The organism is Telluria sp. ZT3P25 (assembly GCF_059685895.1).
The window spans coordinates 2327326-2349206 of sequence record NZ_JCASIJ010000001.1 but is presented as its reverse complement, the minus strand read 5'-3'; the positions used below and the strand labels follow the sequence as shown (position 1 = coordinate 2349206).

The 21881-nt window shown below is 64.9% G+C and carries 22 protein-coding genes; 16 read left to right on the top strand and 6 right to left on the bottom strand.

The window, feature by feature from the left end; all coding sequences use genetic code 11:
- Nucleotides 1-25 precede the first annotated feature (25 nt).
- The 9 genes from fdh3B to AC56LY_RS10470 are packed head-to-tail and all read left to right on the top strand — an operon-like array spanning nt 26 to nt 6852.
- The gene (gene fdh3B / locus AC56LY_RS10510) at nt 26-697 is read left to right on the top strand and encodes a formate dehydrogenase FDH3 subunit beta (RefSeq protein ID WP_499579078.1); all 672 of its coding nucleotides are present in this window, start codon (nt 26-28) and stop codon (nt 695-697) included.
- Complete coding sequence (locus AC56LY_RS10505) at nt 694-921, top strand: hypothetical protein (RefSeq protein WP_499579077.1); 228 nt, start codon at nt 694-696, stop codon at nt 919-921. Before fdh3B ends, AC56LY_RS10505 begins: the two co-directional genes overlap by 4 nt.
- A gap of 9 nt (nt 922-930) precedes the next feature.
- On the top strand, nt 931-2058 hold the full coding sequence (locus AC56LY_RS10500; protein WP_499579075.1) for a formate dehydrogenase subunit gamma: 1128 nt from the start codon (nt 931-933) through the stop codon (nt 2056-2058).
- An 8-nt stretch (nt 2059-2066) separates the two neighbouring features.
- A complete protein-coding gene (locus tag AC56LY_RS10495; RefSeq protein WP_499579073.1) occupies nt 2067-2516 on the top strand; it encodes a hypothetical protein in 450 nt (149 codons plus the stop codon).
- A complete protein-coding gene (locus AC56LY_RS10490; RefSeq protein ID WP_499579071.1) occupies nt 2513-3070 on the top strand; it encodes a hypothetical protein in 558 nt (185 codons plus the stop codon). Before AC56LY_RS10495 ends, AC56LY_RS10490 begins: the two co-directional genes overlap by 4 nt.
- A 16-nt stretch (nt 3071-3086) precedes the next feature.
- Nucleotides 3087-3530: a DUF3305 domain-containing protein gene (locus AC56LY_RS10485; RefSeq protein WP_499579068.1), complete on the top strand. Its 444-nt coding sequence runs from the start codon at nt 3087-3089 to the stop codon at nt 3528-3530.
- The gene (locus AC56LY_RS10480) at nt 3527-4153 is read left to right on the top strand and encodes a DUF3306 domain-containing protein (RefSeq protein ID WP_499579066.1); all 627 of its coding nucleotides are present in this window, start codon (nt 3527-3529) and stop codon (nt 4151-4153) included. The genes AC56LY_RS10485 and AC56LY_RS10480 overlap by 4 nt, the downstream gene beginning before the upstream one ends.
- The gene (locus AC56LY_RS10475; RefSeq protein ID WP_499579064.1) at nt 4150-5829 is read left to right on the top strand and encodes a 4Fe-4S binding protein; all 1680 of its coding nucleotides are present in this window, start codon (nt 4150-4152) and stop codon (nt 5827-5829) included. The genes AC56LY_RS10480 and AC56LY_RS10475 overlap by 4 nt, the downstream gene beginning before the upstream one ends.
- A gap of 33 nt (nt 5830-5862) precedes the next feature.
- Nucleotides 5863-6852 (top strand): MBL fold metallo-hydrolase, encoded by a 990-nt coding sequence (locus tag AC56LY_RS10470; protein WP_499579063.1) that lies wholly within the window; start codon nt 5863-5865, stop codon nt 6850-6852.
- A gap of 61 nt (nt 6853-6913) precedes the next feature.
- Here AC56LY_RS10470 and AC56LY_RS10465 read toward each other — a convergent pair whose 3' ends face one another.
- From AC56LY_RS10465 to AC56LY_RS10450, 4 genes are all read right to left on the bottom strand, one after another.
- On the bottom strand, nt 6914-8518 hold the full coding sequence (locus tag AC56LY_RS10465) for a methyl-accepting chemotaxis protein (RefSeq protein WP_499579061.1): 1605 nt from the start codon (nt 8516-8518) through the stop codon (nt 6914-6916).
- Between the two features lie 363 nt (nt 8519-8881).
- A complete protein-coding gene (gene fghA / locus AC56LY_RS10460; protein ID WP_499579058.1) occupies nt 8882-9724 on the bottom strand; it encodes an S-formylglutathione hydrolase in 843 nt (280 codons plus the stop codon).
- 61 nt (nt 9725-9785) lie between these two features.
- Nucleotides 9786-10367 (bottom strand): chromate transporter, encoded by a 582-nt coding sequence (locus tag AC56LY_RS10455; protein WP_499579057.1) that lies wholly within the window; start codon nt 10365-10367, stop codon nt 9786-9788.
- On the bottom strand, nt 10364-10972 hold the full coding sequence (locus AC56LY_RS10450; RefSeq protein WP_499579055.1) for a chromate transporter: 609 nt from the start codon (nt 10970-10972) through the stop codon (nt 10364-10366). The genes AC56LY_RS10455 and AC56LY_RS10450 overlap by 4 nt, the downstream gene beginning before the upstream one ends.
- 142 nt (nt 10973-11114) lie before the next feature.
- Here AC56LY_RS10450 and AC56LY_RS10445 point away from each other — a divergent pair, with 142 nt between their 5' ends.
- The 3 genes from AC56LY_RS10445 (at nt 11115) to AC56LY_RS10435 (ending at nt 15713) form a co-directional block, all read left to right on the top strand.
- Nucleotides 11115-11333 (top strand): hypothetical protein, encoded by a 219-nt coding sequence (locus AC56LY_RS10445; protein ID WP_499579053.1) that lies wholly within the window; start codon nt 11115-11117, stop codon nt 11331-11333.
- A gap of 328 nt (nt 11334-11661) precedes the next feature.
- Entirely contained in the window at nt 11662-13755 is a 2094-nt protein-coding gene (locus AC56LY_RS10440) for an ATP-dependent helicase (protein WP_499579051.1), read from the top strand.
- 524 nt (nt 13756-14279) lie between these two features.
- The gene (locus tag AC56LY_RS10435) at nt 14280-15713 is read left to right on the top strand and encodes a sugar porter family MFS transporter (protein WP_499579049.1); all 1434 of its coding nucleotides are present in this window, start codon (nt 14280-14282) and stop codon (nt 15711-15713) included.
- 24 nt (nt 15714-15737) lie between these two features.
- Here the strand turns inward: AC56LY_RS10435 and AC56LY_RS10430 are convergent, their stop codons facing one another.
- Entirely contained in the window at nt 15738-16370 is a 633-nt protein-coding gene (locus tag AC56LY_RS10430; RefSeq protein WP_499579046.1) for a phosphohydrolase, read from the bottom strand.
- 63 nt (nt 16371-16433) lie between these two features.
- Between AC56LY_RS10430 and AC56LY_RS10425 the strand changes: the two genes are divergently transcribed.
- Both AC56LY_RS10425 and AC56LY_RS10420 read left to right on the top strand, forming a co-directional pair.
- Complete coding sequence (locus AC56LY_RS10425) at nt 16434-16673, top strand: hypothetical protein (RefSeq protein WP_499579043.1); 240 nt, start codon at nt 16434-16436, stop codon at nt 16671-16673.
- Nucleotides 16674-16849: 176 nt separating this feature from the next.
- Complete coding sequence (locus AC56LY_RS10420; protein WP_499579040.1) at nt 16850-17602, top strand: helix-turn-helix transcriptional regulator; 753 nt, start codon at nt 16850-16852, stop codon at nt 17600-17602.
- On the opposite strand, the gene AC56LY_RS10415 is transcribed toward AC56LY_RS10420, so the two are convergent.
- On the bottom strand, nt 17577-17792 hold the full coding sequence (locus AC56LY_RS10415; RefSeq protein WP_332530918.1) for a helix-turn-helix domain-containing protein: 216 nt from the start codon (nt 17790-17792) through the stop codon (nt 17577-17579). The genes AC56LY_RS10420 and AC56LY_RS10415 overlap by 26 nt on opposite strands.
- Nucleotides 17793-18030: 238 nt before the next feature.
- Here AC56LY_RS10415 and AC56LY_RS10410 point away from each other — a divergent pair, with 238 nt between their 5' ends.
- Complete coding sequence (locus tag AC56LY_RS10410; protein WP_499579037.1) at nt 18031-18612, top strand: acyl-homoserine-lactone synthase; 582 nt, start codon at nt 18031-18033, stop codon at nt 18610-18612.
- A 165-nt stretch (nt 18613-18777) separates the two neighbouring features.
- Nucleotides 18778-21831 carry a CHASE domain-containing protein gene (locus tag AC56LY_RS10405; protein WP_499579034.1) on the top strand — a complete coding sequence of 1018 codons (3054 nt, stop codon included), beginning with the start codon at nt 18778-18780 and terminating at the stop codon, nt 21829-21831.
- Nucleotides 21832-21881 lie beyond the last annotated feature (50 nt).

The window sequence follows — 21881 nt, the reverse complement described above, 5'->3', positions numbered from 1 at the left end:
CAGGAGAAATACGATGAGCGCAAGAATGAAATTCATTTGCGACACCGAGCGTTGCATCGACTGCAACGGCTGCGTGACCGCCTGCAAGAATGAGCACGAACTGGCCTGGGGCATCAACCGGCGCCGCGTGGTGACGATCAACGATGGCATTCCGGGCGAGCGTTCGGTGTCGGTCGCCTGCATGCACTGCACCGATGCGCCGTGCCTGGCGGTGTGCCCGACCAACTGCATCTACCACACCGAAGACGGCATCGTGTTGCACAGCAAGGACCAGTGCATCGGTTGCGGCTACTGCTACTACGCCTGCCCGTTCGGCGCGCCGCAGTTTCCCGAAACAGGCCTGTTCAACCACCGCGGCAAGATGGACAAGTGCACGTTCTGCGCGGGCGGTCCCGAGCCCGACACGTCCGAAGCCGAATTCAAGAAGTATGGCCGCAACCGCATCGCCGAAGGCAAGCTGCCCGCCTGCGCCGAACAGTGCGGCACCAAGGCGCTGCTCGGCGGCGAAGCCAACATCATTGCCGACATCTATCGCCAGCGGGTCGAGACGCGCGGCTACGGTCCTGAACTGTGGGGCTGGAAAATCGCTTACGGCAAGCCCAAGCGCGGTGGCCAGATCACGAACAAGGGCAATCTGCCACGCGTGAACCAGAAGACCAACGATTCGCAGAACGATCCGGGGAGGTTCCCGACATGACCCATTGCACCCGCATCCTCAAGGTCTGCGCGCTGACCGCGCCCCTGCTGCTGACCGGCTGCCTCGAAGTGGACCAGCACCCGCACTGGATCGCGGGCGAGTACGCCGGCAAGCCGGACGACCGCCATTTCCAGCGCCGCTTCCACAATGACCGGCTGGCATGGTGGGCCACGGTCGAGAACCGCAACGGCAAGCAGAACGAGTACAACCGCGCCAATCCCTGAGGAGACATCATGCGAGCCACTTCCAATGCGCTGCGCGCCATGCTCTGTCTGGGGCTGCTGGTACTGGGCGTACTGATGGCGCCTGGCGCCTGGGCCCAGGGCAAGAATGAACGCGCCACGCCCGCCTATGCCGAAGAGCAGACCATGCTGCAGATCGAGGCCGACTCACGCGTGCCCGATCCGGGCCTGCTGTCGACCGATTCGGGCCGCGTGCACATGGACCGCCATTACCTGGGCCAGTACGGCACCAAGGAGGGCAATGTGATCGTCCAGCGCGGCGGCAATACCTGGCGCCATCTGCGCAACGGCCCGCTGGCCACCATCGCGGGCTTCATCCTGCTCGGCGTGCCGCTGGCGATCTTCGTGTTCTACAAGACGATCGGTCCGGCCGAACCGCAGCCCGAGTCGGGCCGCAAGCTCCAGCGCTTCAACCGCTGGGAGCGGCAGGTGCACTGGGCCACGGCGTTTGCCTTCGTCGCGCTGGGCGTCACGGGCATCATCATCATGTATGGCAAGAACATCTTCCTGCCGTGGATGGGCCACAACGTGTTCTCCTGGGTCGCGATCCTCTCGAAGTACCTGCACAACTTCGTCGGCCCGCTGTTCGTGATTTGCTCGATCCTGATGTTTGCTACCTTCTTGAAGCGCAATTTCTATAACCGCGCCGACTGGCTGTGGATCAAGAAGGGTGGGGGGCTGATTACCCATGAGCACGTGCCAGCCGGTTTCTTCAATGCCGGCGAGAAGGCCTGGTTCTGGGGCGGTGTGGCCCTGTTGGGACTGATCGTGTCGGTCTCCGGCCTGGTGCTGGATTTTGCGGTCGGCCAGACGCGCTACGTGATGCAGGTGGCAAACGTGCTGCACGTGACAGGCGCGGCGCTGTACATGGCGTTCACGATGGGACACGCATTCATCGGCACGGTCGGCACGCCCGGCGCCTACGAAGGGATGCGCCACGGCACCGTGGACGAGAACTGGGCCAAGGCGCATCACCGGCTGTGGTACGAGCAAATGAAAACCGGCGTGCCGCCCGGCCTGGACAAGGACGGCAACGTGATTCCTGGCGCCGCCGCGCCGGCACAGGAGGGCCGCAGCGCTGGTCCCGGACCCCGTCCGCAACCAGGCCCGGCCCATTAAGGACTGCCATGAACCAACGTTCTAATTTGATACTTGCTGGCGTGGCCGCATGCTGCGCCTTGCTCACCGGTTGCCAGCGCGACCGGCCGGCCGCCTCGGACGGCGTCATCCAGACCGGCTATCCGGGCCAGGTGACTGCGGGCGGCAGCAGCAGCGGCCAGGTGATGGCGCGCACGGCGCGGCCTGAAACCGACGCGACCTACGCCGGCGGCACGCCAGGCATCGCCGGCGGATCGGGCGGCAATACCAGCGGCGCAGAAACGGGCGGCACGACGCAGGAGTCGGGCCAGGGACCATCGAGCGGCACGACCCAGCCCACCAGTGCCGGCCGGGCAGGAGCGAATCTGCAGTCGGGCGACACCGGTGGCGCCACGGCGCCTGCGGCAAACCAGCCGGCGCCCGCTGCCAGCAATGCGGCGCCGCAGGGACCGGCAACCCGCCAGACGGAGGGGAAATGACGAACCATGCCATCCTGAAGCTGATCCTGAAGCTCAAATTTGCGGCCGGCATGGGGCTGGCCGGCACCGCACTGGCCGCACTGCCACCGCCATCGCCAAAGCAGGCGCAAGCGGCTTCTGCCAAGAAAGCCGAGGCCGCCGCCAAGGCGGCCGAAGAGAAAGAACGGCTCGCGGCATCGATGGACAGGGTCAGCAAGCACTGGCGCGAGCGCGCCGCAAGCGAAGGGTTCCGGATCGTGACGCCCACGGCGCTGGCCAGCGCCGCGCCCGTGCCGGCACGGGCAGCGTCGGATGTCACGCCGCCCGGGGCCGGTATCCCGGCGCCAGCGCCGGCCAATGCTGCGCCCGGTACGGCGGCAGCGGCGCCGGCCACCGGTGCAGCGCCACGCAGCGTGTACGCCCTGCGCGCGGCGACGGTGCCGATCAAGAGTGAAAAACTGGGCACGGCGCGGCCAAGCGAGGACGTCAAGCGCGCACCGACGCCGAGCCTGCCGCGTGGCGCCGCGCCCACCGTCAACCGGCCCGGCGTACCGAACGACGCCCACAAACAATGAAAGCCTGGACCCCGTCATGAAAATGGGAAGCATGCCCGTTGCATTCATCATGCAACGCCGCGCCGTGATGCACAAATGGGGCGCGATGGACAGCTGGAGCGCCGTCGGCGTGGTGCCCGACCGCGGCGGCCTGGCCGCGTTGCAGATGCTCAGCGAAAGTGCCGAGCGCGACTATTACCTGGTGTCGGGGATCGAGCTCGAACTCTACACCGACGAAAACGAAGGCTATTACGAAAACATCATGGCGCCCGACTCGAAGGTGTTCGTGCTGTGGCGCATGGTGGACGGGCGCGCCATGCCGGCGCGCGCCTCTGTCAGCTATGTCGAAGGCACGCGCATGTTCGATTCGGGCGAGGACGCCGACGGCGTGACCATGCCGGCCGAGATCTATCAGTGGGTGGCCAGCTACCTGCGTGACAACTTCACGCCGCGCCCGCGCAAGGGCCGGCAGCACGGATGAGCGATACCCCGATGCCCGAAGAAGGCTTTTTGCGCCGCTGGGCGCGCCTGAAAGCGCACCCCGAGCCGGTGCCTGTCGATGCGCCGCAGCCCCAGGCCGCCGCTGTTCCGCCTGCGTCGCAGTCGGTTCAGCACCCCTCTGCGGCGCCGGCCGGTGCGGCCGAACGGCCGGCGCCGACGCTGGAAGACGTGGCACTTCTCACGCCCGAGTCGGATTACGCCGCGTTCGTCGCTGGCGGCGTCGACCCGGCCGTGCGGCGCCTGGCACTCAAAAAACTGTTTGCCGACCCGAACTTCGCCGTCATGGACGGCCTGGATATTTATATCAGCGATTACACCAAGGCTTCGCCGCTTACCGACGCGATGCTCGCTTCGCTCAAGCATGCTCCCAATGTGCTCGACCGCCTGTTCGGGAAGAACGATGAGCCGGATGAGGCCGCAGGCCCCGATACACCGCCAGATGACACGCTTGCCGTACACGACGAGGCGCCTGCGCCATCGTCTGCAGCGATGGACGCCGGCATGCACCAGGCTGCTGAAGCCGATGCCGTGCCCGCGCCCATGCCCGTACAGCTTGCCGACATGCCGCAAGGTGCACCTGCATCACCACAAGGAACGAGATGACAATTCGACTCAGCGACGGTACGCCCGTCGCCCCTGTCCAGCAACAGCATGACGCGCTGGCGCGCCGCGCCGCGCTGCAGGTACTACACGCGTTTCCCGACGTCGAACCGGTCGCCACGGTCGAATACCGCTCGACGGGCCGCATCCTCGTGGTCGGCGCCGCCCGCGATGCATTGCCACTGGCCGAACGCCTGGCGATGGCGCTGCCGGTCACCGTCCTGCTGCTCGATGAACCCGATGGCGTGGCGCGTCTATTTCCGGTGCACGCCGCGCGCACGGTGGCGCTGGCCGGCTGGCTGGGCGCATTCGAGGCGCGCTGGCAGGCGCCGGGCCAGCCGGTGGGCGAGGGCAGGTTCGATCTCGTGCTCGATTTGTGCCCGGTGCGCCTGATCGACAGCCACCAGCGGCCGCACGGCTACCAGGCGCCGGGGCCGGATGGTTCGGCGCGCCTGGCTGCCGTCGAGACACTGCTCGAGATGGTGGGCGACTTCGAGAAACCGACCTACTTCAGCTACAAGGAGCGCATCTGCGCGCACGGGCGCAACGGCATCAAGGCCTGCAGCGCCTGCGTCGACATCTGCTCGGCGCGCGCCATCGTCAGTGCTGGCGACAAGGTCCGGGTCAACCCTTACCTGTGCGCCGGCTGCGGCGCCTGCGGGACCGTGTGCCCAACCGGCGCGATGCGCTACGCGTATCCACCGGTGCCGGCAACCGGCAAGCAGATCCAGGCGCTGCTGCGCGCGTATACCGATGCCGGCGGCGCGCAACCGGTCCTGTTACTGCACGATGCATCGGGCCAGGCCGCGCTCGATGGGCTGGGCGATGCAATCCCGGGCCGGGTGCTCACGTACCCGCTGCACCACGTGGCTTCGACCGGCATCGACGTCTGGCTGGCCGCGCTGGCCTATGGCGCGGCCGGGATCTCGATCCTCTGTACGGGCGACGAGGCGCCGCAGTACGTCGAGGCCTTGAGCCAGCAGATGCAGATCGCCCAGACCGTACTGGATGGCCTGGGTTACGCCGGGCCGCATTTCCAGCTGATCCGTGTCGACGCCGCAAACGGCGACACGGCGCAGGAGCTTGCGCTGGCGCTGCGGCATGCGCCGCGCGGCGATGCACCAAGCGCGCCGGCCCTGTTCCACCTGTCACCGGAAAAGCGCACCACGCTCGATTACGCGCTCGACCACCTTCACCGGCACGCGCCGCTGCAGCCGCAGCATATCGGCCTGCCGGCAGGCGCACCGTTCGGCGCGCTGGCGCTCGACCGCAAGGCGTGCAGCCTGTGCATGTCGTGCGTGGGCGTGTGTCCGTCCGCGGCGTTGCAGGACGGGCAGGGCACGCCGCAACTGCGCTTCATCGAGAAGAACTGTGTCCAGTGCGGGCTGTGCGCCAATACCTGTCCCGAGAATGCAATCACGCTGGCGCCGCGCATGTCGTTCGCGCCGGAGCGCATGCAGGCGGTGGTCATCAACGAGTCGCAGCCGTTTCACTGCATCCGCTGCAGCAAGGCCTTCGGCACGCTGCACATGGTCGAGAACATGCTGGGCCGGCTTGCGGCGCATCCTGCCTTCACGGGCAATCTGGATCGCCTCAAGATGTGCGGCGACTGCCGCGTGGTGGACATGATGACGCCGACCGACGAGATGCAAGTGACGACGCTCAGGCGCACCCTGTAGGTCAATTCGCAACGTAGCCTGTGAAGGAAGGCAATGATGAACTACTGGACGAAGCGCGCGGGCAGCCTGTTGACGATGGTGGCGCTGGCCGTGGCGCCGGCAATGGCGCCGGTCGCCGCGCATGCCGGGGGGCAGCAGCCGACGGCGCTGCCGGCCACCGGGGCCGGCTATTCCCTGACGCTGCCGGCCGCCTCCGCCGCGCCGGTCGCCGAGGAGGACGGCGTCCAGTTTATCGGCACGGCGACGGTGCTGATCCGCTACCGGGGCCTGACGATCCTGACCGATCCGAATTTCCTGCACAAGGGCGAGCACGTCCACCTTGGCTATGGCCTGACGTCCAAGCGCCTGACCAACCCCGCGATCGCGCTCGAGGATTTGCCGCCCATCGATCTGGTGGTGCTGTCGCACATGCACGAAGACCATTTCGACAAGCGGGTGCAGGAAAAGCTCGACAAGAATATCCCGATTGTGACGACGCCCGGCGCGGCCAAGGCGCTCAAGAACCTGGGCTTCGTGCGCACGATCGGCCTGGCGCACTGGGACCGGCTCGACGTCGAGAAAGGCGCCACGCGCGTGCGGATCACGTCAGCGCCGGGCAGGCATGGCAAGCTCGGCGCGCAAGCGCTGCTGCCGAGCGTCATGGGGGCGGTGTATGACTTCGGCGCCGACCCCGCGCAACCGGATTACCGGATGTACGTGACCGGCGATACGCTGATCCATGACGATCTCAAGGACATTCCGCAGCGTTTCCCCGGCATCGACCTGGCCTTGCTGCATCTTGGCGGGACCCGCATCCTGGGCGTGTTCAAGGTGACGATGGACGCACAGGACGGCGTCCAGTTGCTGCAGATCGTGCAGCCGCGCCATGCCATCCCCATCCACTACAACGACTACGACGTCTTCAAGTCGCCACTCGCCGATTTCGCGCGCGAGGTCAAGGCGGCAGGGTGGGGTGACCGCGTCACCTTCCTGGCGCATGGCGAACGCTATCGGTTCGTGCTGCGCAAGCCGCCGGCGAAGTGACGGGGTGCTGATGTGCAGTCACCGCTGTGCACAGGTGCAGGGCGGTGACCGTGGCCGACGATCAGTTCTCGGCGCGTGACGTCAATGCAAGGCGAGGCGCCGTGCCCGGGTGAAGTTGGCCTGCTGTCAGCTTGAACAGGCTGACTGCACCGGTCAGGTTATGTGCCTGCGTGTGCAGCGACGCGGACGCCGATGCCGCTTCCTCGACCAGCGCTGCGTTTTGCTGCATCGTGCTGTCCATGTCGAGAATGGTGTCGTTGATCTGTTTCAGCTCCACCTGCTGCGCTTGCCCGGCATCCGCGATTTCTCCGATGATATCCGTCACGCGCTTGACGCTTGCGACGATGTCATCCATCGTGCTGCCCGCTTCGCCGACCAGTTTGCTGCCTGCTTCGACCGTCGCAACCGAGTCGCTGATCAGCGTCTTGACGTCCCTGGCCGCTGCAGCCGAGCGCTGGGCCAGGTTGCGCACTTCAGCGGCCACGACGGCAAAGCCGCGACCCTGCTCACCCGCCCGCGCTGCTTCGACGGCAGCGTTCAGTGCCAGGATATTGGTCTGGAAGGCGATGCCATCGATGACGCTGATGATGTCGACGATCTTGGTCGATGAAGCATTGATCGACGCCATCGTCGTGACAACTTGAGAAACAATCGTGCCGCCGTGGGTTGCCACATCGGACGCCGACAGCGCCAGCGTGTTGGCCTGGCGCGCATACTCGCCATTCTCGCGTACCGTGCCGGCCAGCGTTTCCATCGATGCGGTGGTCTTGTCGAGCGAAGCGACCTGCTGCTCGGTACGCGCCGACAGATCCAGATTGCCCTGCGCGATCTGCGATGAAGCGGCGGCGATGGCGTCCGTGCCCTGGCGTACTTCGCTCACGACGTTGGCAAGGCCTTGCTGCATTCTGTCAAGCGACGACATCAGTTGCGCGATCTCGTCCTTGCCTTCGATCGTGATGTGATGGGTCAGGTCGCCGCCGGCCACGGCGTCCGCTGCACTGACCGCCTGGCGGATCGAGCGTGTGATATTACGCAGCACCAGCAACACAATCGTGCTCAGGATCACACCGCAAATCGCGAGAAAAGCGACGGCGCGCCACAAGTCGCCAACGAACGCGTCATGCAGGTCATCCATGTAGAGACCCGTCATGAAGGTCCAGTCCCACGGCTTGTAGGTGAGCACATAGGCGCCTTTCGGGAACACCTGCTGCTGGTCCGGGTTGCCTGGCTTGGGCCAGACGTATTCAACCCAGCCTTCTCCGCTGGCTTTGGCAATGGCCGCCACGTTGCGGTACAAGTAGGTGCCGTTGGTATCCTTGAAGTCGCTCAGGTCCTTGCCGATCAGCTCCGCCTTGACCGGGTGCATCAGCATTTTCGGGGCTGAATCGACGACCGTGTAATAGCCATCCTTCCCGTAACGCATGGACTTGAGACGCGTCAGGGCTTGTTGCTGCGCGTCTGCGACGGTCAGTGCGCCGCTTGATGCCAGTTGTGCGTATTCCTTGATCGTGGACATGCCGACATCGGTCGCAAATCGCAATGCGACCTTGCGTTCTTCGAGGCGCTGGGCGCTGCTTTCGTAGACATGGAGAATGGCCATCGCTGACAGGCACAACCAGCTGAGAACGAGTGGCAGGTAAAGTTTGGTGCGGAAGCTGAGTTTCATCGTTTGTTGACGTTTCTACGGACGGAAAGAGGGGGAACGGGCATTACGGGGACCTGCAATGGTTCAACGAAGTGTGAAGCTCGTGAACGTTGCCAGGGGGGCGTGGTGAGAATCGGCCCCATCCTGGCGACAGGACGTGGCGCATGCCTGGCCCGTAATGCACATGGACATTAGAGCAAGCATTGTATCTGCCGAGAAACTTATTGAACAACGCGATTCACGCTTTCTGCATGATCGGTGGATGACTTGCCATGTTTGTTGCGGTTAGCAGACAGCATTCATTGATAAGCGATGCTACTTCTGCAACTGGCGTTTTTCAGGAGTGCCGGAAAACGGCTTCAGCCGCGCTGAAGCCGCCTTGTATCAGCCAAGCTGGCTGGCGTGGAAACGCAGATGGTCTTCGACGAACGTCGAGACGAAATAATAACCGTGGTCATAGCCCGGCTGGCGGCGCAGCGTCAGTGGCTGACCGATGCGGGCGCAGGCGCCTTCGAAGGCTTCCGGCCGCAGCTGCTCGGGCAGGAACTTGTCGGCCAGCCCCTGGTCAATCAGGATGCCGTTCGGGAAGGGCGCCGTCTCCTGCTTGGCCATCAGTGCGCTGGCGTCGTATTGCTGCCAGGTGCTTTCGTCAGGGCCCAGGTAGCCGCCGAAGGCCTTCACGCCCCATGGGCAGCGGCTTGGCGCGGCAATCGGCGCAAACGCCGATACCGAGCGGAACAGTTCAGGGTGACGCAGCGCCATGACCAGCGCGCCGTGGCCGCCCATCGAGTGGCCGAAAATGCCCACGCGCGCCGGATCGGCCGGCAGCAGGTCCAGTACCAGTGCGTGCAGTTCGAGCAGATAGCTGTGCATGCGGTAATGCGTCGACCATGGCGCTTCGGTCGCGTCGAGGTAGAAGCCGGCGCCGACGCCAAAGTCCCAGCTGTCGGTCTCGCCCGGCACGTTGGCGCCGCGCGGGCTGGTATCGGGCGCCACCAGGATGATGCCCAGCTCGCTCGCCACGCGCTGGGCACCTGCCTTGGTCATGAACGTTTCTTCGGTACAGGTCAGGCCTGCCAGATAGAACAGCACGGGCAGTTTCTTGCCGGCGGCCTCGGGCGGCAGATAGACAGAAAACTTCATCGGCAAGCCGATGGCGCTGGAATCGTGCTGGTAAAAACGCTGTTCGCCGCCGAAGCAGGCGTGTTGGTTCAGGAGTTCGGACATCGTCATGTGGTGGGCAGTGAAAGGTGCGGCCAGTATGCCGCGTCCTGCGCCGGCATGCCAACTACACCCATCCAATCGCGCCGAGCAACGCGCCGGCCATTAGCATCCACAATATATGCAGGCGGGTGCGCCAGATGACGAGGCAGCTTGCCACCGACAGCAGCCACAGTGGCCACCGGTCCGGATCGGTGCCCCCGCCGGTGGCCAGCAGCCAGGCGGTCGACAGCAGCATCGCAATGACGAGCGGGGCCATGCCCTGCTTGAAGGCGCGCACGGCCCGTCGTTCACGATTGCGCTGTGCCCATTGCGCCACCTGATAAGTGAAGACTGTCGACGGCAGCATGATGCCAACCATCGCGATGACCACACCGCAGAGCGCGGCCAGTGTGCTGCCGTTGTTCAGGCCGACGTTCCAGCCCAGCAGGGCCACGAACAGCACATTGGGGCCGGGGGACGACTGCGCCAGCGCGACCGAGTCGCCAAACTGCGCCGGCGTCAGCCAGCCCTGGCGCTCCACCAGGTAACGCTGCATTTCGGACGTCGTCGAGATTGCACCGCCCAGCGACATCATCGACAGCGCCAGGAAGTGCGTAAACAGGCTGAGCCAGTCGTGCCAGGTAAATACCAGCTGCGGCGCGCTCATGGCTTGAGCCTGCGCCAGGCCAGTACGCAGCCCAGACCGCCCAGACCGAACACGACGGCCGCCAGCGGCACCCGCACCCAGGCCAGCAGCACGAAGCTGATCGCGGCGATCAGCACGCAGGCCACGAGCGGCAGCACGTTCTTGCCCAGCGCGGCCGACATCTTCAGGCCGGTGGCTGCCACCAGTCCGGCGGCGACGGCCGCCATGCCGCGCAGCGCGCCCTGGACTGCCGGTACATCGGCGAAGCGGGCGTACACCAGGGCCAGCGCCAGCACTACGAGCAGCGGCGCCGCCAGCAAGCCGCCCAGAGCACTCATCGCGCCGGCCAGGCCGAAGTGGCGCTGGCCGATCACCATCGCCAGGTTGCACACGTTCGGCCCGGGCAGGATTTGCGCAACCGACCATTCTTCGATGAATTCTTCATTGGTCAGCCAGCGTTTGCGTTCGACCAGTTCGCGCTGGATCACGGCCAGTACGCCGCCGAAGCCCTGTAGCGCAATGAGTGTGAATGACACGAACAGGTCGGTGCATGAGGCGGGAGCGGGGTGGCTGATGGCAGCCGTGCCCGGCGGCGCGTCCGGGGAGGGAAGGGGCGAAGGACTCATCCCGCCATTATCGCTGTTGCGCCGTATTTTCGCTTACCACGAGCAATGTATTCGTGTGTTGATACAGGTTTGCCATTGACTTTACCTCTGCTTGGCCAATAATCGTGGTGCATGACACATCCACCATCACCGGAGATCAGCGATGAACCTACTGCACACGCAAGACATCCATCCATGCGTTGCCAGCGCATCCGAACTGCGATCCGATGCCGGCCAGCGCGATGTCGTCACGCGCGGCATTGCCACGTTGGGCGAGCTCGGCGTCGTGCCGGCAGTCGAATACCTGAAGTCCAACGGTGTCCGGCCGAAGGTCATCGAGCGCGTTTTGCTTGAACCCGGACGGCGCCGCACGCTGGCGTGATCGGCACAGCAGCAATGGCGCTGTCAAGCGTGCGACCGCCTTTGTTTGCAATCAATTTGCAGTTGTCACCGTCATTGCCTTCCCAATAGGCAAATTGTTGAAAGCCGCCCCGCAGGCCGTGTTCAGCCTGTCAAGCCCCCGCTTTTCCACATAGTTATTCACAGACTTTGTGGATATCCAGAAAAGGTTTTATTTATCCAAGGCTTACCGAAGGCACTTCAGGTCGGGCCTGATGTCATGCGCGCGCAAGCGTGAGCGTCGTGCGATTTAGCGCTTGCGGTGCCATACTGGACAAATGTACAGTATCGCTTTCTCCGTCTGCCCGCCCATGACTACCGCCACCGCCGCGCCCGCTATTGAAGACCCGTTCGCCAGCCTGAATCCGGCGCAGCGCGCTGCGGTGGAGCACGATATCGGCGTGGATGCGCCGCGCCCGCTGCTGGTCGTTGCCGGCGCCGGCTCGGGCAAGACCAATACACTGGCGCATCGCGTGGCGCGCCTGATCGGGGCCGGCGCCGATCCGCAGCGGATCCTGCTGCTGACCTTTTCGCGCCGCGCGGCGGGCGAAATGCGCCAGCGCGCCAGTGGCGTGCTGCACCGCCTGCTCGGTCGCGGCGGGTCGGCGCAGTCCCAGGCGCCGGTGGCGCTGCCGTGGGCCGGCACCTTTCACAGCATCGGCGCACGCCTGCTGCGCGAATTTGCCGGGCGCATCGGTCTCGATCCGCAGTTCACGATCCACGACCGGGGCGATGCCGAAGACCTGATGGGCATGGTGCGCCACGAGATCGGCCTGTCACGCACCGAAAAACGCTTTCCCATGAAAGGCACCTGTCTGTCGATCTATTCGCGCGTGGTCAACAGCCGCGATCCGCTCGATCAGGTTCTACAGGCGTATTTCCCATGGTGCAGCGAATGGGAAGTCCAGCTCAAGACACTGTTCGGTGCGTATGTCGATGCCAAGCAGGCGCAGAACGTGCTCGACTACGACGACCTGCTGCTGTTCTGGGCCGAGATGGCGGCCGATCCGGTACTCGGGCTTGAGCTGGGCAGCTGGTTCGACCATGTGCTGGTCGACGAGTACCAGGACACCAACCGGCTGCAGGCCGCAATCATCACCGGCATGAAGCCCGACGGCACGGGCGTGATGGTGGTCGGCGACGACGCCCAGTCCATCTACAGTTTTCGCGGCGCCACCGTGCGCAACATCCTCGATTTCGCGGGCCAGTTCACGCAGCCGGCGCACCTGATCACGCTCGAGCGCAATTACCGCTCGACGCAGCCGATCCTGGACGCGTCCAACGCCGTCATCGGCGCCGCGCTCGAGCGCCACGCCAAGACACTCTGGACCGACAAGGCATCGACCATCAAGCCGCAGCTGGTCCTGATTCCCGACGAAGCCGAGCAAGCCCGCTGGGTCTGCAGCCGCATCCTCGAGCAGCGTGAAGAAGGCGTGCCGCTCAAGTCGCAGGCAGTGCTGTTTCGCGCGGCCAGCCACAGCGCCGCGCTCGAACTCGAACTCATGCGGCGCAATGTCCCGTTCGTCAAGTTCGGCGGCCTGAAATTCCTCGAGGCTTCGCATATCAAGGATCTGCTGGCGCTGCTGCGGTTTGCCCAGAACCCGAGCGGCCGCCTGGCCGGTTTTCGCGTGCTGCAACTGATTCCCGGAATCGGTCAGGCCACCGCCACGCGCGTGCTCGATGCGGTGGGCGAGAGCACCGATGTCGCCGCCACGCTGGCGGCGTTTCCCGTGCCGGCGCGCTGCAGCGTCGAGTGGCAAACGTTCTGCGCACTGTATGCGCGCCTGCGCACGCCCGGCCTGAGCTGGCCGCAAGACCTCGAGCTGGCGCGCGACTGGTATGCACCGCACCTCGAGCGTCTGCACGACGATTTCCAGGTGCGCGCGCTCGACCTCGACCAGCTGGTCGCGCTGTCGGCTGGCCATGCCAACCGCGAAAGCTTCCTGGCCGACATCACGCTCGACCCGCCCGAGGCGACGAGCGACCGCGCCGGCCCGCCACTGCTCGACGACGATTACGTGGTCCTGTCGACCATCCACTCGAGCAAGGGGCAAGAGTGGAAGTCGGTGCACGTGCTCAATGTGGTCGACGGCTGCATCCCGTCGGATATGTCCACCGGTAATCAGGACGATATCGAGGAAGAGCGGCGCCTGCTGTATGTGGCCATGACACGGGCCCGCGAGAACCTGCACCTGATCGTGCCGAACCGCTTCTTCATCAAGCAGCAATCGAGCATGGGCGATCGCCACGTGTATGCGACGCGCTCGCGCTTCGTCACGCCCGTGATGCTCAAGCATTTCGAAGAATCCGCCTGGCTCAGTGCCGACAAGCGCGAGCTGCGCACGCCGATGCCCGACAGCGTCCGCATGCTCGTGCGCGACCGGGCGCGCAGTGCGTGGAAATGACGTTTGATCGCCGCAAATTGGCAACTTATCCCCCATGTCACGGTTTTGTAGGAGTGCGCCGCACATAAACTTGCTGCCCACATGTGGTGCATGTGCAAGTCCTTGATTTTATTCAAACAAATTTTTGCCTGTCGAACGGGCAGTTTGTTGAAACCCGCATCCCTTCTGGCCTTGTGGCTTGTCAAGAGGCGCTTGTCCACACAGTTATCCACAATTCTTGTGGATAGCGTAAAACCTTGAGCAAAATCAGCAGCTTAGCTCGTTATGATGCTCTCGGGCATGTTCCGCGTGATGCTGGTTCTCGATTCATTCTTGATAACACGGTTGTTTTTTTGTTAGCGATCATGATTCACTAATATGTTTGCTATCGAACAGTCGCTGCGCATGCTTTCCTTTATCCTTTGCCAAGTAATGTAACGATGTCGGCAACGCTTCATGGCGTTGCCGATCTCCGCCGTCGTCCGGACGGTGACGAAATGGATCCGTGGTTTTTCCAGGCCGTCCATTTCCAACAAAGGATCCGTATGTCTTCAGCAGTTCCCCCGGCCGCCGCGCCGGCGCTACCCGATACCAAGGAAAGCCGCTTCGTTTTCAAGACCGCCATTGTCGCGACGATGGGCGCACTGGCGTTTGGCTATGACACCGGCGTGATTTCCGGCGCGCTGCCGTTCATGAGCGCGCCGCCGTCAAGTGGCGGCCTTGGCTTGACACCGCTGACCGAAGGCGTCGTGACGTCCGCACTGGTGTTCGGCGCCGCAGTGGGTTCGCTGATGGCAGGCAGACTGTCGGACCGGTTCGGTCGCCGCATGACGCTGATCTGGCTGGCGCTGGTGTTCATGATCGGTGCGCTTGGCACCACGTTGGCACCATCGGTCGAAGTCATGGTTGCCATGCGCTTCGTGCTCGGCCTGGCGGTCGGTGGCGCGTCGTCCACGGTACCGGTGTTCATCGCCGAAATGGCTGGCCCCAGCAGGCGTGCGAGGCTGGTCACGCAAAACGAACTGATGATTGTTACCGGTCAGTTGATTGCCTATGTGCTCAATGCGGTGCTGGCGCACTATGCGAATTCACCGGATGTCTGGCGTTACATGCTTGCCATCGCCGCCGTGCCGGCGCTGCTGCTGGGTGTCGGCATGATGTTCGTGCCGCCATCGCCGCGCTGGCTGGCCAGCAAGAACCGGATGGAAGAAGCACGCGCCGTGATGCAGCAGATCCGTTCCAGCGACGAGCAGATCGAGCGCGAGATGGCCGAAATGACCAAGCTGAACCAGATCGAGCACGAGCAGGCCGGCTGGTCGGCCGTCATGGGCACGCCGTGGATCAAGAAGTTGCTGTGGCTGGGCATCGGCCTGGGCTTCATGGCCCAGTTCACGGGCGTGAACGCATTCATGTACTTCACCCCGATCATCCTGCAATCGACCGGTCTGGGCACGAATGCCGCGCTGACCGCGACCATCGGTAACGGCGTGGTGGCCGTGATTGCCACCTTCATCGGTATCTGGCTGATCGGCAAGCATGGGCGCCGCTCGATGTTGCTGTCGGGCTTGTCGGGTGTGGTCGTCATGCAGTTCGCACTGGGCGCCGTGCTGCTGTGGATGCCCGATGGCATCACGCGCAGCTATGCCGCGCTGGCCTGCATCCTGTGCTTCCTGCTGTGCATGCAGATGCTGATCGCGCCGGTGTACTGGCTGTTGATGTCCGAGCTGTTCCCGATGCACCTGCGTGGCGTGCTGACCGGCACCGCCGTCGCATGCCAGTGGATCTTCAACGCGATCGTGGCCTTGCTGTTCCCGCTGGCGCTGGCCCAGTTCGGCAGTGCGACGTTCTTCCTGTTCGCCGCCATCAATGTCGGCTCGCTGATCTTCGTTGCGCTGCGCCTGCCGGAAACGCGTGGCCGCTCGCTCGAAAGCCTGGAAAAGTACCTGGAAAAAGAACTGACGCCACGCGCGAAGGCGTAACGCGCAGCGGCGAGGGGGCAGGTGTCAGGGCACCTGTCTGACGGCCCCCTTGAGCCGCTCGAGCTCTTGCAAAAAGCGTTCGCAGGCCAGCTTCGGCGGCCACGGTTCCCATGGCGTGCAGTCGTAATAGTGCGCCAGCGGGTCTTCCGGCAGGATCGCCGCGCGGATCTTGAGCGTGCGCCGGACTTCGTCGGCCGACCAGCCTGCTACATGGACGGCTTCGCTGGCGGCAGCCAGCCGGTCGGCCTTCTTGTGCGCCGCGTGCGACTTTGCATCCCAGGCCGGCAAGCCATAGCGCAGGAACACCACGTGTTCCAGGCGCTGGGTCAGTGCGCGAAAGGCATCGCCCAGAAACGGCTTGATGACCGAAATCGCATCGAATCCCAGCAAGCCTTCTTCGGCATCGTGCAGCAGCTCGCGCAATTCGTCGAGCGGCGACAGCGTCGGGGTGGCCGCGCGCCGCAGCAGCATCACGCTGATCGAATGCTGCGCGACCGACAGCGGCAATGGCCAGGCCGAGTGGCCACCCCAGCGGTAGGTGCGGGCCAGGCCGAGCGCCAGGTCGGCGTCGTCCCAATCGAATGGTGTCGGGTCCAGCAGATCGAGGCGCCGGCCCGATGGCATGCGGACCCAGGCGCGTGTTGTCGTGTCCCCCATGGCGCCAGGCGGGGACGGTAAAGAGCGGTTGTGCATGCGGCGATTTTACACACCGCCTCTGCCATGCTGCGCATCGTTGACCGGGGCAACAGGCAGCGCAATGTCGTGGCGATCTTGCCCGACACGTCCGTCCAGTCCAACGGCTCGTACCGCAAGAAATGGCGTGTGCCGGAACGACGCAGGATGGCGGGATGTGGTGCCATGGCGACAACGTATTTCATTGACCAACGTCAAGACACAAAATTATGTTTTGCTAACAAAGCGGTAGTAGCGAATCAAGACAGCGAAATTTACCTTAATTAACGCGGCGCACGTTGGCGAAAATCATTTCACCATGACGGGGGATGTGAAAATAGTTGTTGTCATTACACGACAACCAATGAAATGGCTGCGTGTAAATATCTTGATTGTTAATTTTCGAGGATTTTGAGGGGGGGTGAACGGACTAGGATAGCGCTGTTGCATATTTTTCCGACCCCATGATTGATACCGCTTTACTACTAGAGTTGATGCAGGCCAGAGACGCGAACCAGTGGAGCGCGTCCCTGTACAAGCTCGCACAGACATTGGGGTTCGATCAGGTGCTGTTCGGGCTGGTCGGTTCGCGCCACGCGCGTTTCGAGTCAGCTTTTTTGCGCAGTAACTATGCGGATAACTGGCGCGAGCGCTATGACCGCAATGGTTTTGCCTACGTGGATCCGACGGTTGCCCATTGCCTGACGAGCACGTTGCCGATGGTATGGGAGCCTGCGCTGTTTGCTTCCGGCACCCGGCAGGCGGGCTTGTACGAAGAAGCCAGCGCGCACGGGATCCGCAGTGGCGTGACGCTGCCGGTGCACGGTCCGCAGGGCGAGTTCGGGGTGATCAGTTTTGCATCCGATGCGCGGCCGGATATCGCCGCCCAGCGCGCCGTGATGGAGGCGCTGCCGATGCTGGCGCTCGTGCGCGATTACGCGTTTGCCTCGTCGCAGCGCTTTCGCGACGAGGGCGTGCGGCCCGAAGAAGGGCGGGGCGGTGCGCCGCGCCTGACCAAACGCGAACTGGAAGTGCTGCAGTGGGTCATGGCGGGCAAGTCGTCATGGGAGATTGCCCGCATTACCAACTGCTCCGAGGCGACCGTGAACTTCCACCTGGCGAATGTGCGTCAGAAGTTCGACGTGAACACCCGCCAGCAGGCGGTGGTCAAGGCCATCGGCCTTGGTTTGATTACCCCTGAAGATCACCATCGCTGAGCTTGCCGTTGACATACATGCGCAGCAGGATCGACACGGGCGTCGGGATAGCCAGGCCGGTCTCGAAGCGGGAGCCGCTCGACTGGGTGACGCCGAAGCGGCCCCAGAACTTTTCCTGGCTCTCGCGCTTGGTGATGCGCAGGCGGCGCAGTTCATGCGGCGCCATGCGCACGGCGCCAGCGGCCTGCATGACCTGGTTGGCGTGGTGGTCGGCGGCCAGGGCGTTGGACATCAGTTCGATTGCCATGATGATTCCTTTCAGGAAGGTGAAGCCAGTACGTCGGAAACTGCATACCCAAAAGTATTGCACCCCCGACATTGCTCGCCACCTATCAGAGCTGATAGTACCCACGCTACCCGAATTGCATGACGGTTCTATGCACAGTGCATTTTCTGATCGACCGCACGTCACTCAAGGGGAGGGGTAAATGAGCATGCATATCAGGATCGCGCCACGCCGCGCCATTCCATCGAACGAATTGTGCGAAATGCATCTGCTGCGCGCGCGGGTATTTCGCGGGCGCCTCGGATGGGAAGTGCCCATCCTGTCGGGCATGGAGATCGATGGCTACGACGCCCTCGAGCCGCGCTACATGCTGATGCGCGACGACGCCACGCTGCGCGGCTGCTGGCGCCTGCTGCCCACCGAAGGGCCGTACATGCTCAAGGATTCGTTTCCCCAGCTGCTCGATGGGCAGGCCGCGCCGAGCGACCCGCAGATCTGGGAGCTGTCACGCTTTGCGCTGGAAACCGATGGCGTGGCCGGCTACGGTTTTTCGGCGATGACGATGGAGTCGATTGCTGCCATCATCGACGACGCCCACGACCTTGGACTGAAGCGCTACATCACCGTCACGACCACGGCGATCGAGCGCATGCTGCGCCGCGCCGGCGTGGTCATCACGCGCATCGGCGCGCCGCAGACGGTCGGGATCGAGCAGGCCGTGGCCCTGTACGTCGAGATCGCGCCGACCTGGGACGCATTGTTTGCGACGCGACTCGTATCGTGACGATGCGGCGCAACCGTCGCCCCCACGGGTTGCCCGCGTGAGCGGCGATGTGTTGCTTGCGTGCCTCATCGGCGCGGTGAACGGGCCTGCGCCGCGCCGGTGCACCGATATACTCACAATGACTCTTACCAACAAGCGGGGCATGCATCGCCCGAAAGAAGAAGCATGAAGCGATCAGCCTTGCGCGGCGCGCGCGCCATCGAACTAGCCGCGGCGCGCGTGGGCCGGCCCATCGTGCTGTGGGGCGGCGGTGTGTTGCTGGCGCTGGCGATCGGCATGCTGCTGCATGCGGTGGCCAGCGCCGCCGTCGAGACCGACGCCCGGCGCCGCTTCGACAATCTGGCGCGCGGCGCCCAGGAGCGTCTTGACAACGCCATCGCCTCGTACGCCCGCGCCGTGCGCGCGATGGCGGCACTGCATGCAGCCGGCGGCGGCAGTGCGGTGCCCGACCGCGCCTCGTTCCACCGTTATGCAGCGGCGCTCGACCTGCCCAATAATTATCCGGCGATCGAAGCGCTGACCTTCGCCACGCGCGTGCCCGATGCCGAGCGCGCCGCCTTCACCGCCGCCATGCGCGCCGACCGCAGCGTCGATGCGCGCGGTTACCCGGATTTCCAGATCTTCCCGGCCGGGCGCCGCCCGTGGTACGAAGTCGTGACATACCAGTACCCGGCCGACAAGCCCACCCGGCGGCTCGGCTTCGACATGGCGTCCCGGCCGCTGGTCGCGCGCGCGCTGTCCCAGGCGCGCGACAGCGGCACGATGGTCGCCTCGGGGCAGCCTGTGTTCCTGCCCGACCCGGTGCCGCACAATGCCCTCGGCATGCGCCTGCCCGTGTACATCGGGGGCGTGCTACCGCTGGGCGTGGCCGAGCGCCGGGCCGCGTATCTGGGCTCGTTCGGCATTTTCTTTTCGGTGCAGGAACTGGTGCGCAATGCGCTCGTCTCGCTCGAGGCGCAGCCGCTGCGCGTGAGCCTGTACGGTACCGGGCGCCGCTACACCGGCCGGCCAGGTGCGCCGGCGGCGGGCGACATCCTGCTGCATGGTGTGGACGTGCGCCGCAACCCGCTCGATCCGGCGCTGCATTTCGTGTCGGTGCTGGGCGTGGATTACGTCGGCAACGGCTGGAAAGCCCACTTCTCGGCGCCCAGGGAAGAAATGCTGGTGGGCGTCGACCGCTTCGTGCCGTTCGGCGCGCTGGTCGCCGGCTTTGTCGGTACGCTGCTGATGTATGGCTTGTTTCTGTCGCAGTACCGCTCGCGCCGCGCCGCCGACGAGCAGCGCCTGCTGCTCGACACGGTGCTCGACAATCTTGACGCCGAGGTCTACCTGAAGGACGGCGCGCGCCGCATCCGCTATCTCAATGCCAAGGGCGCGGCGCGCCTCGGACGCCCGGCAACCGACCTGATTGGCCGGCCCGATACCGAGGCCATGGACGCGGGCCAGGCCGCCGCCGCCTGGGAGCTCGATCGCGCCGTGCTGCGGGCCGACCGCCAGAGCAGTGCGCAAGTCGCCCAGGCCGGCCCGGATGGCATCACGCGCCAGTTGTGGAGCGTGCGCGTGCCGCTGCAGGTCGACGAAGAGCGCGCCGTGCTGTGCGTGTCGACCGACGTCACTGAACTGCATCGCCTGAAGGCGCGCGCCGACGCGGCCAGCAAGGCCAAGAGCGACTTCCTGTCCAACATGAGCCACGAAATCCGCACGCCGATGAACAGCATCATCGGCATGACGCACCTGGCGCTGCAGGCTGCGCCCGACCCGCGCCAGCGCGATTACCTCGAAAAGATCTATCACTCGGGCCAGCACCTGCTGGGCATCATCAACGATATCCTCGACTTTTCCAAGATCGAGGCCGGGATGCTCGAACTGGCCACCGAGCGCTTCATGCCGGACGCCCTGATGCGCAACGTCGAAGCCCAACTGAGCACGGCGGCTGCCGTCAAAGGTCTGGGCTTCGACATCGAGATCGCGCCCGAACTGATGCGGCCCCTGTGCGGCGATTCGCTGCGCCTCGAACAGGTGCTGCTCAACTTTGCCGGCAACGCGGTCAAGTTTGCCGAGCGAGGACGCATCACGATGCGTGCGCGCCTGGCGCATGCGTTTGGTCCTGAAATCCTGGTGCGCTTCGAAGTCGAAGACCGCGGCATCGGCATCACGCCCAACGCGCTGCAGCACTTGTTTGCGCCGTTCCAGCAGGCCGACCAGTCGGCCACACGCCGGCACGGCGGCACCGGCCTGGGCCTGGCAATCAGCCGCCAGCTGGCCGAGCTGATGGGCGGCGAGGTCGGCGTGACCAGTACCCCTGGCGTGGGCAGCATCTTCTGGTTCACGGCGCGCCTGGCGCTGGATGATGGCGCCGGCGCGCGGGTGGGCGCGGGCGCCAGCTCCGGCCTGGGCGCAGCGCCCGCGCCAGCCCAGGCGCGGCTGGACGACTGCGCGGTACTGCTGGTCGAGGACAACCCGTTTAACCAGCAGGTCGCGCGCGAGCTGCTCGAACTGGCCGGCGCCGCCGTGGTCGTCGCGGGCAACGGCGAAGAGGCGCTGGCAGCAATGGCGCAGGCGCGCTTCGACTGCGTACTGATGGACGTGCAGATGCCGGTGATGGATGGTCTCGAGGCGACGCGCCGCATCCGGCGCGATCCGCGCCTGGCGGGCACGCTGGTGGTGGCGATGACGGCCAATGCCGGCGTGGATGACCGCGCGCGCTGCATGGCGGCGGGCATGAACGAATTCCTTGCCAAGCCGGTGGTGCCGGAACTGCTGGCCGCCACCATCGCACGCTGCCTGGGGCGCACCACGGCGCCCGTGTCGGATGTCGCCGCCAACTTGCCTGCGGCGATGGCCCCTGGCAGCGCGGTGCTCGACCTGGCGCTACTGGCTGCCACTGCCGGGGGCGACCCCGAGCGGATGCGCAAATACGTGTTCCTGTTCCTGGACACCACGCGCGAGAACCTGGCCGGCATCGACACGGCACTGTTGTGCGGCGACCTGACCCACACCGCGAGCCTGGCCCACCAGCTCAAATCCGCAGCGCGCGCCGTCGGCGCCACCGCATTTGCCGCCATCTGTGAAGACCTGGAGGCGCAGCCGGTGCGCGAGCTGCGCGCCGGTGGCACGGCGCAGGCAAGGGCATTGACGGCGCGCCTGCGCGCGCTGTTGATCCGCATCGAGCGCGAGGTGTCGGCGCAGTTTGGTGGCCGCGCCAGCGACGGGCGTTAACAGGCCCGTTTGGCCCTACCGCCAGGGGGCCAAACGCGGTATGCTTTGGT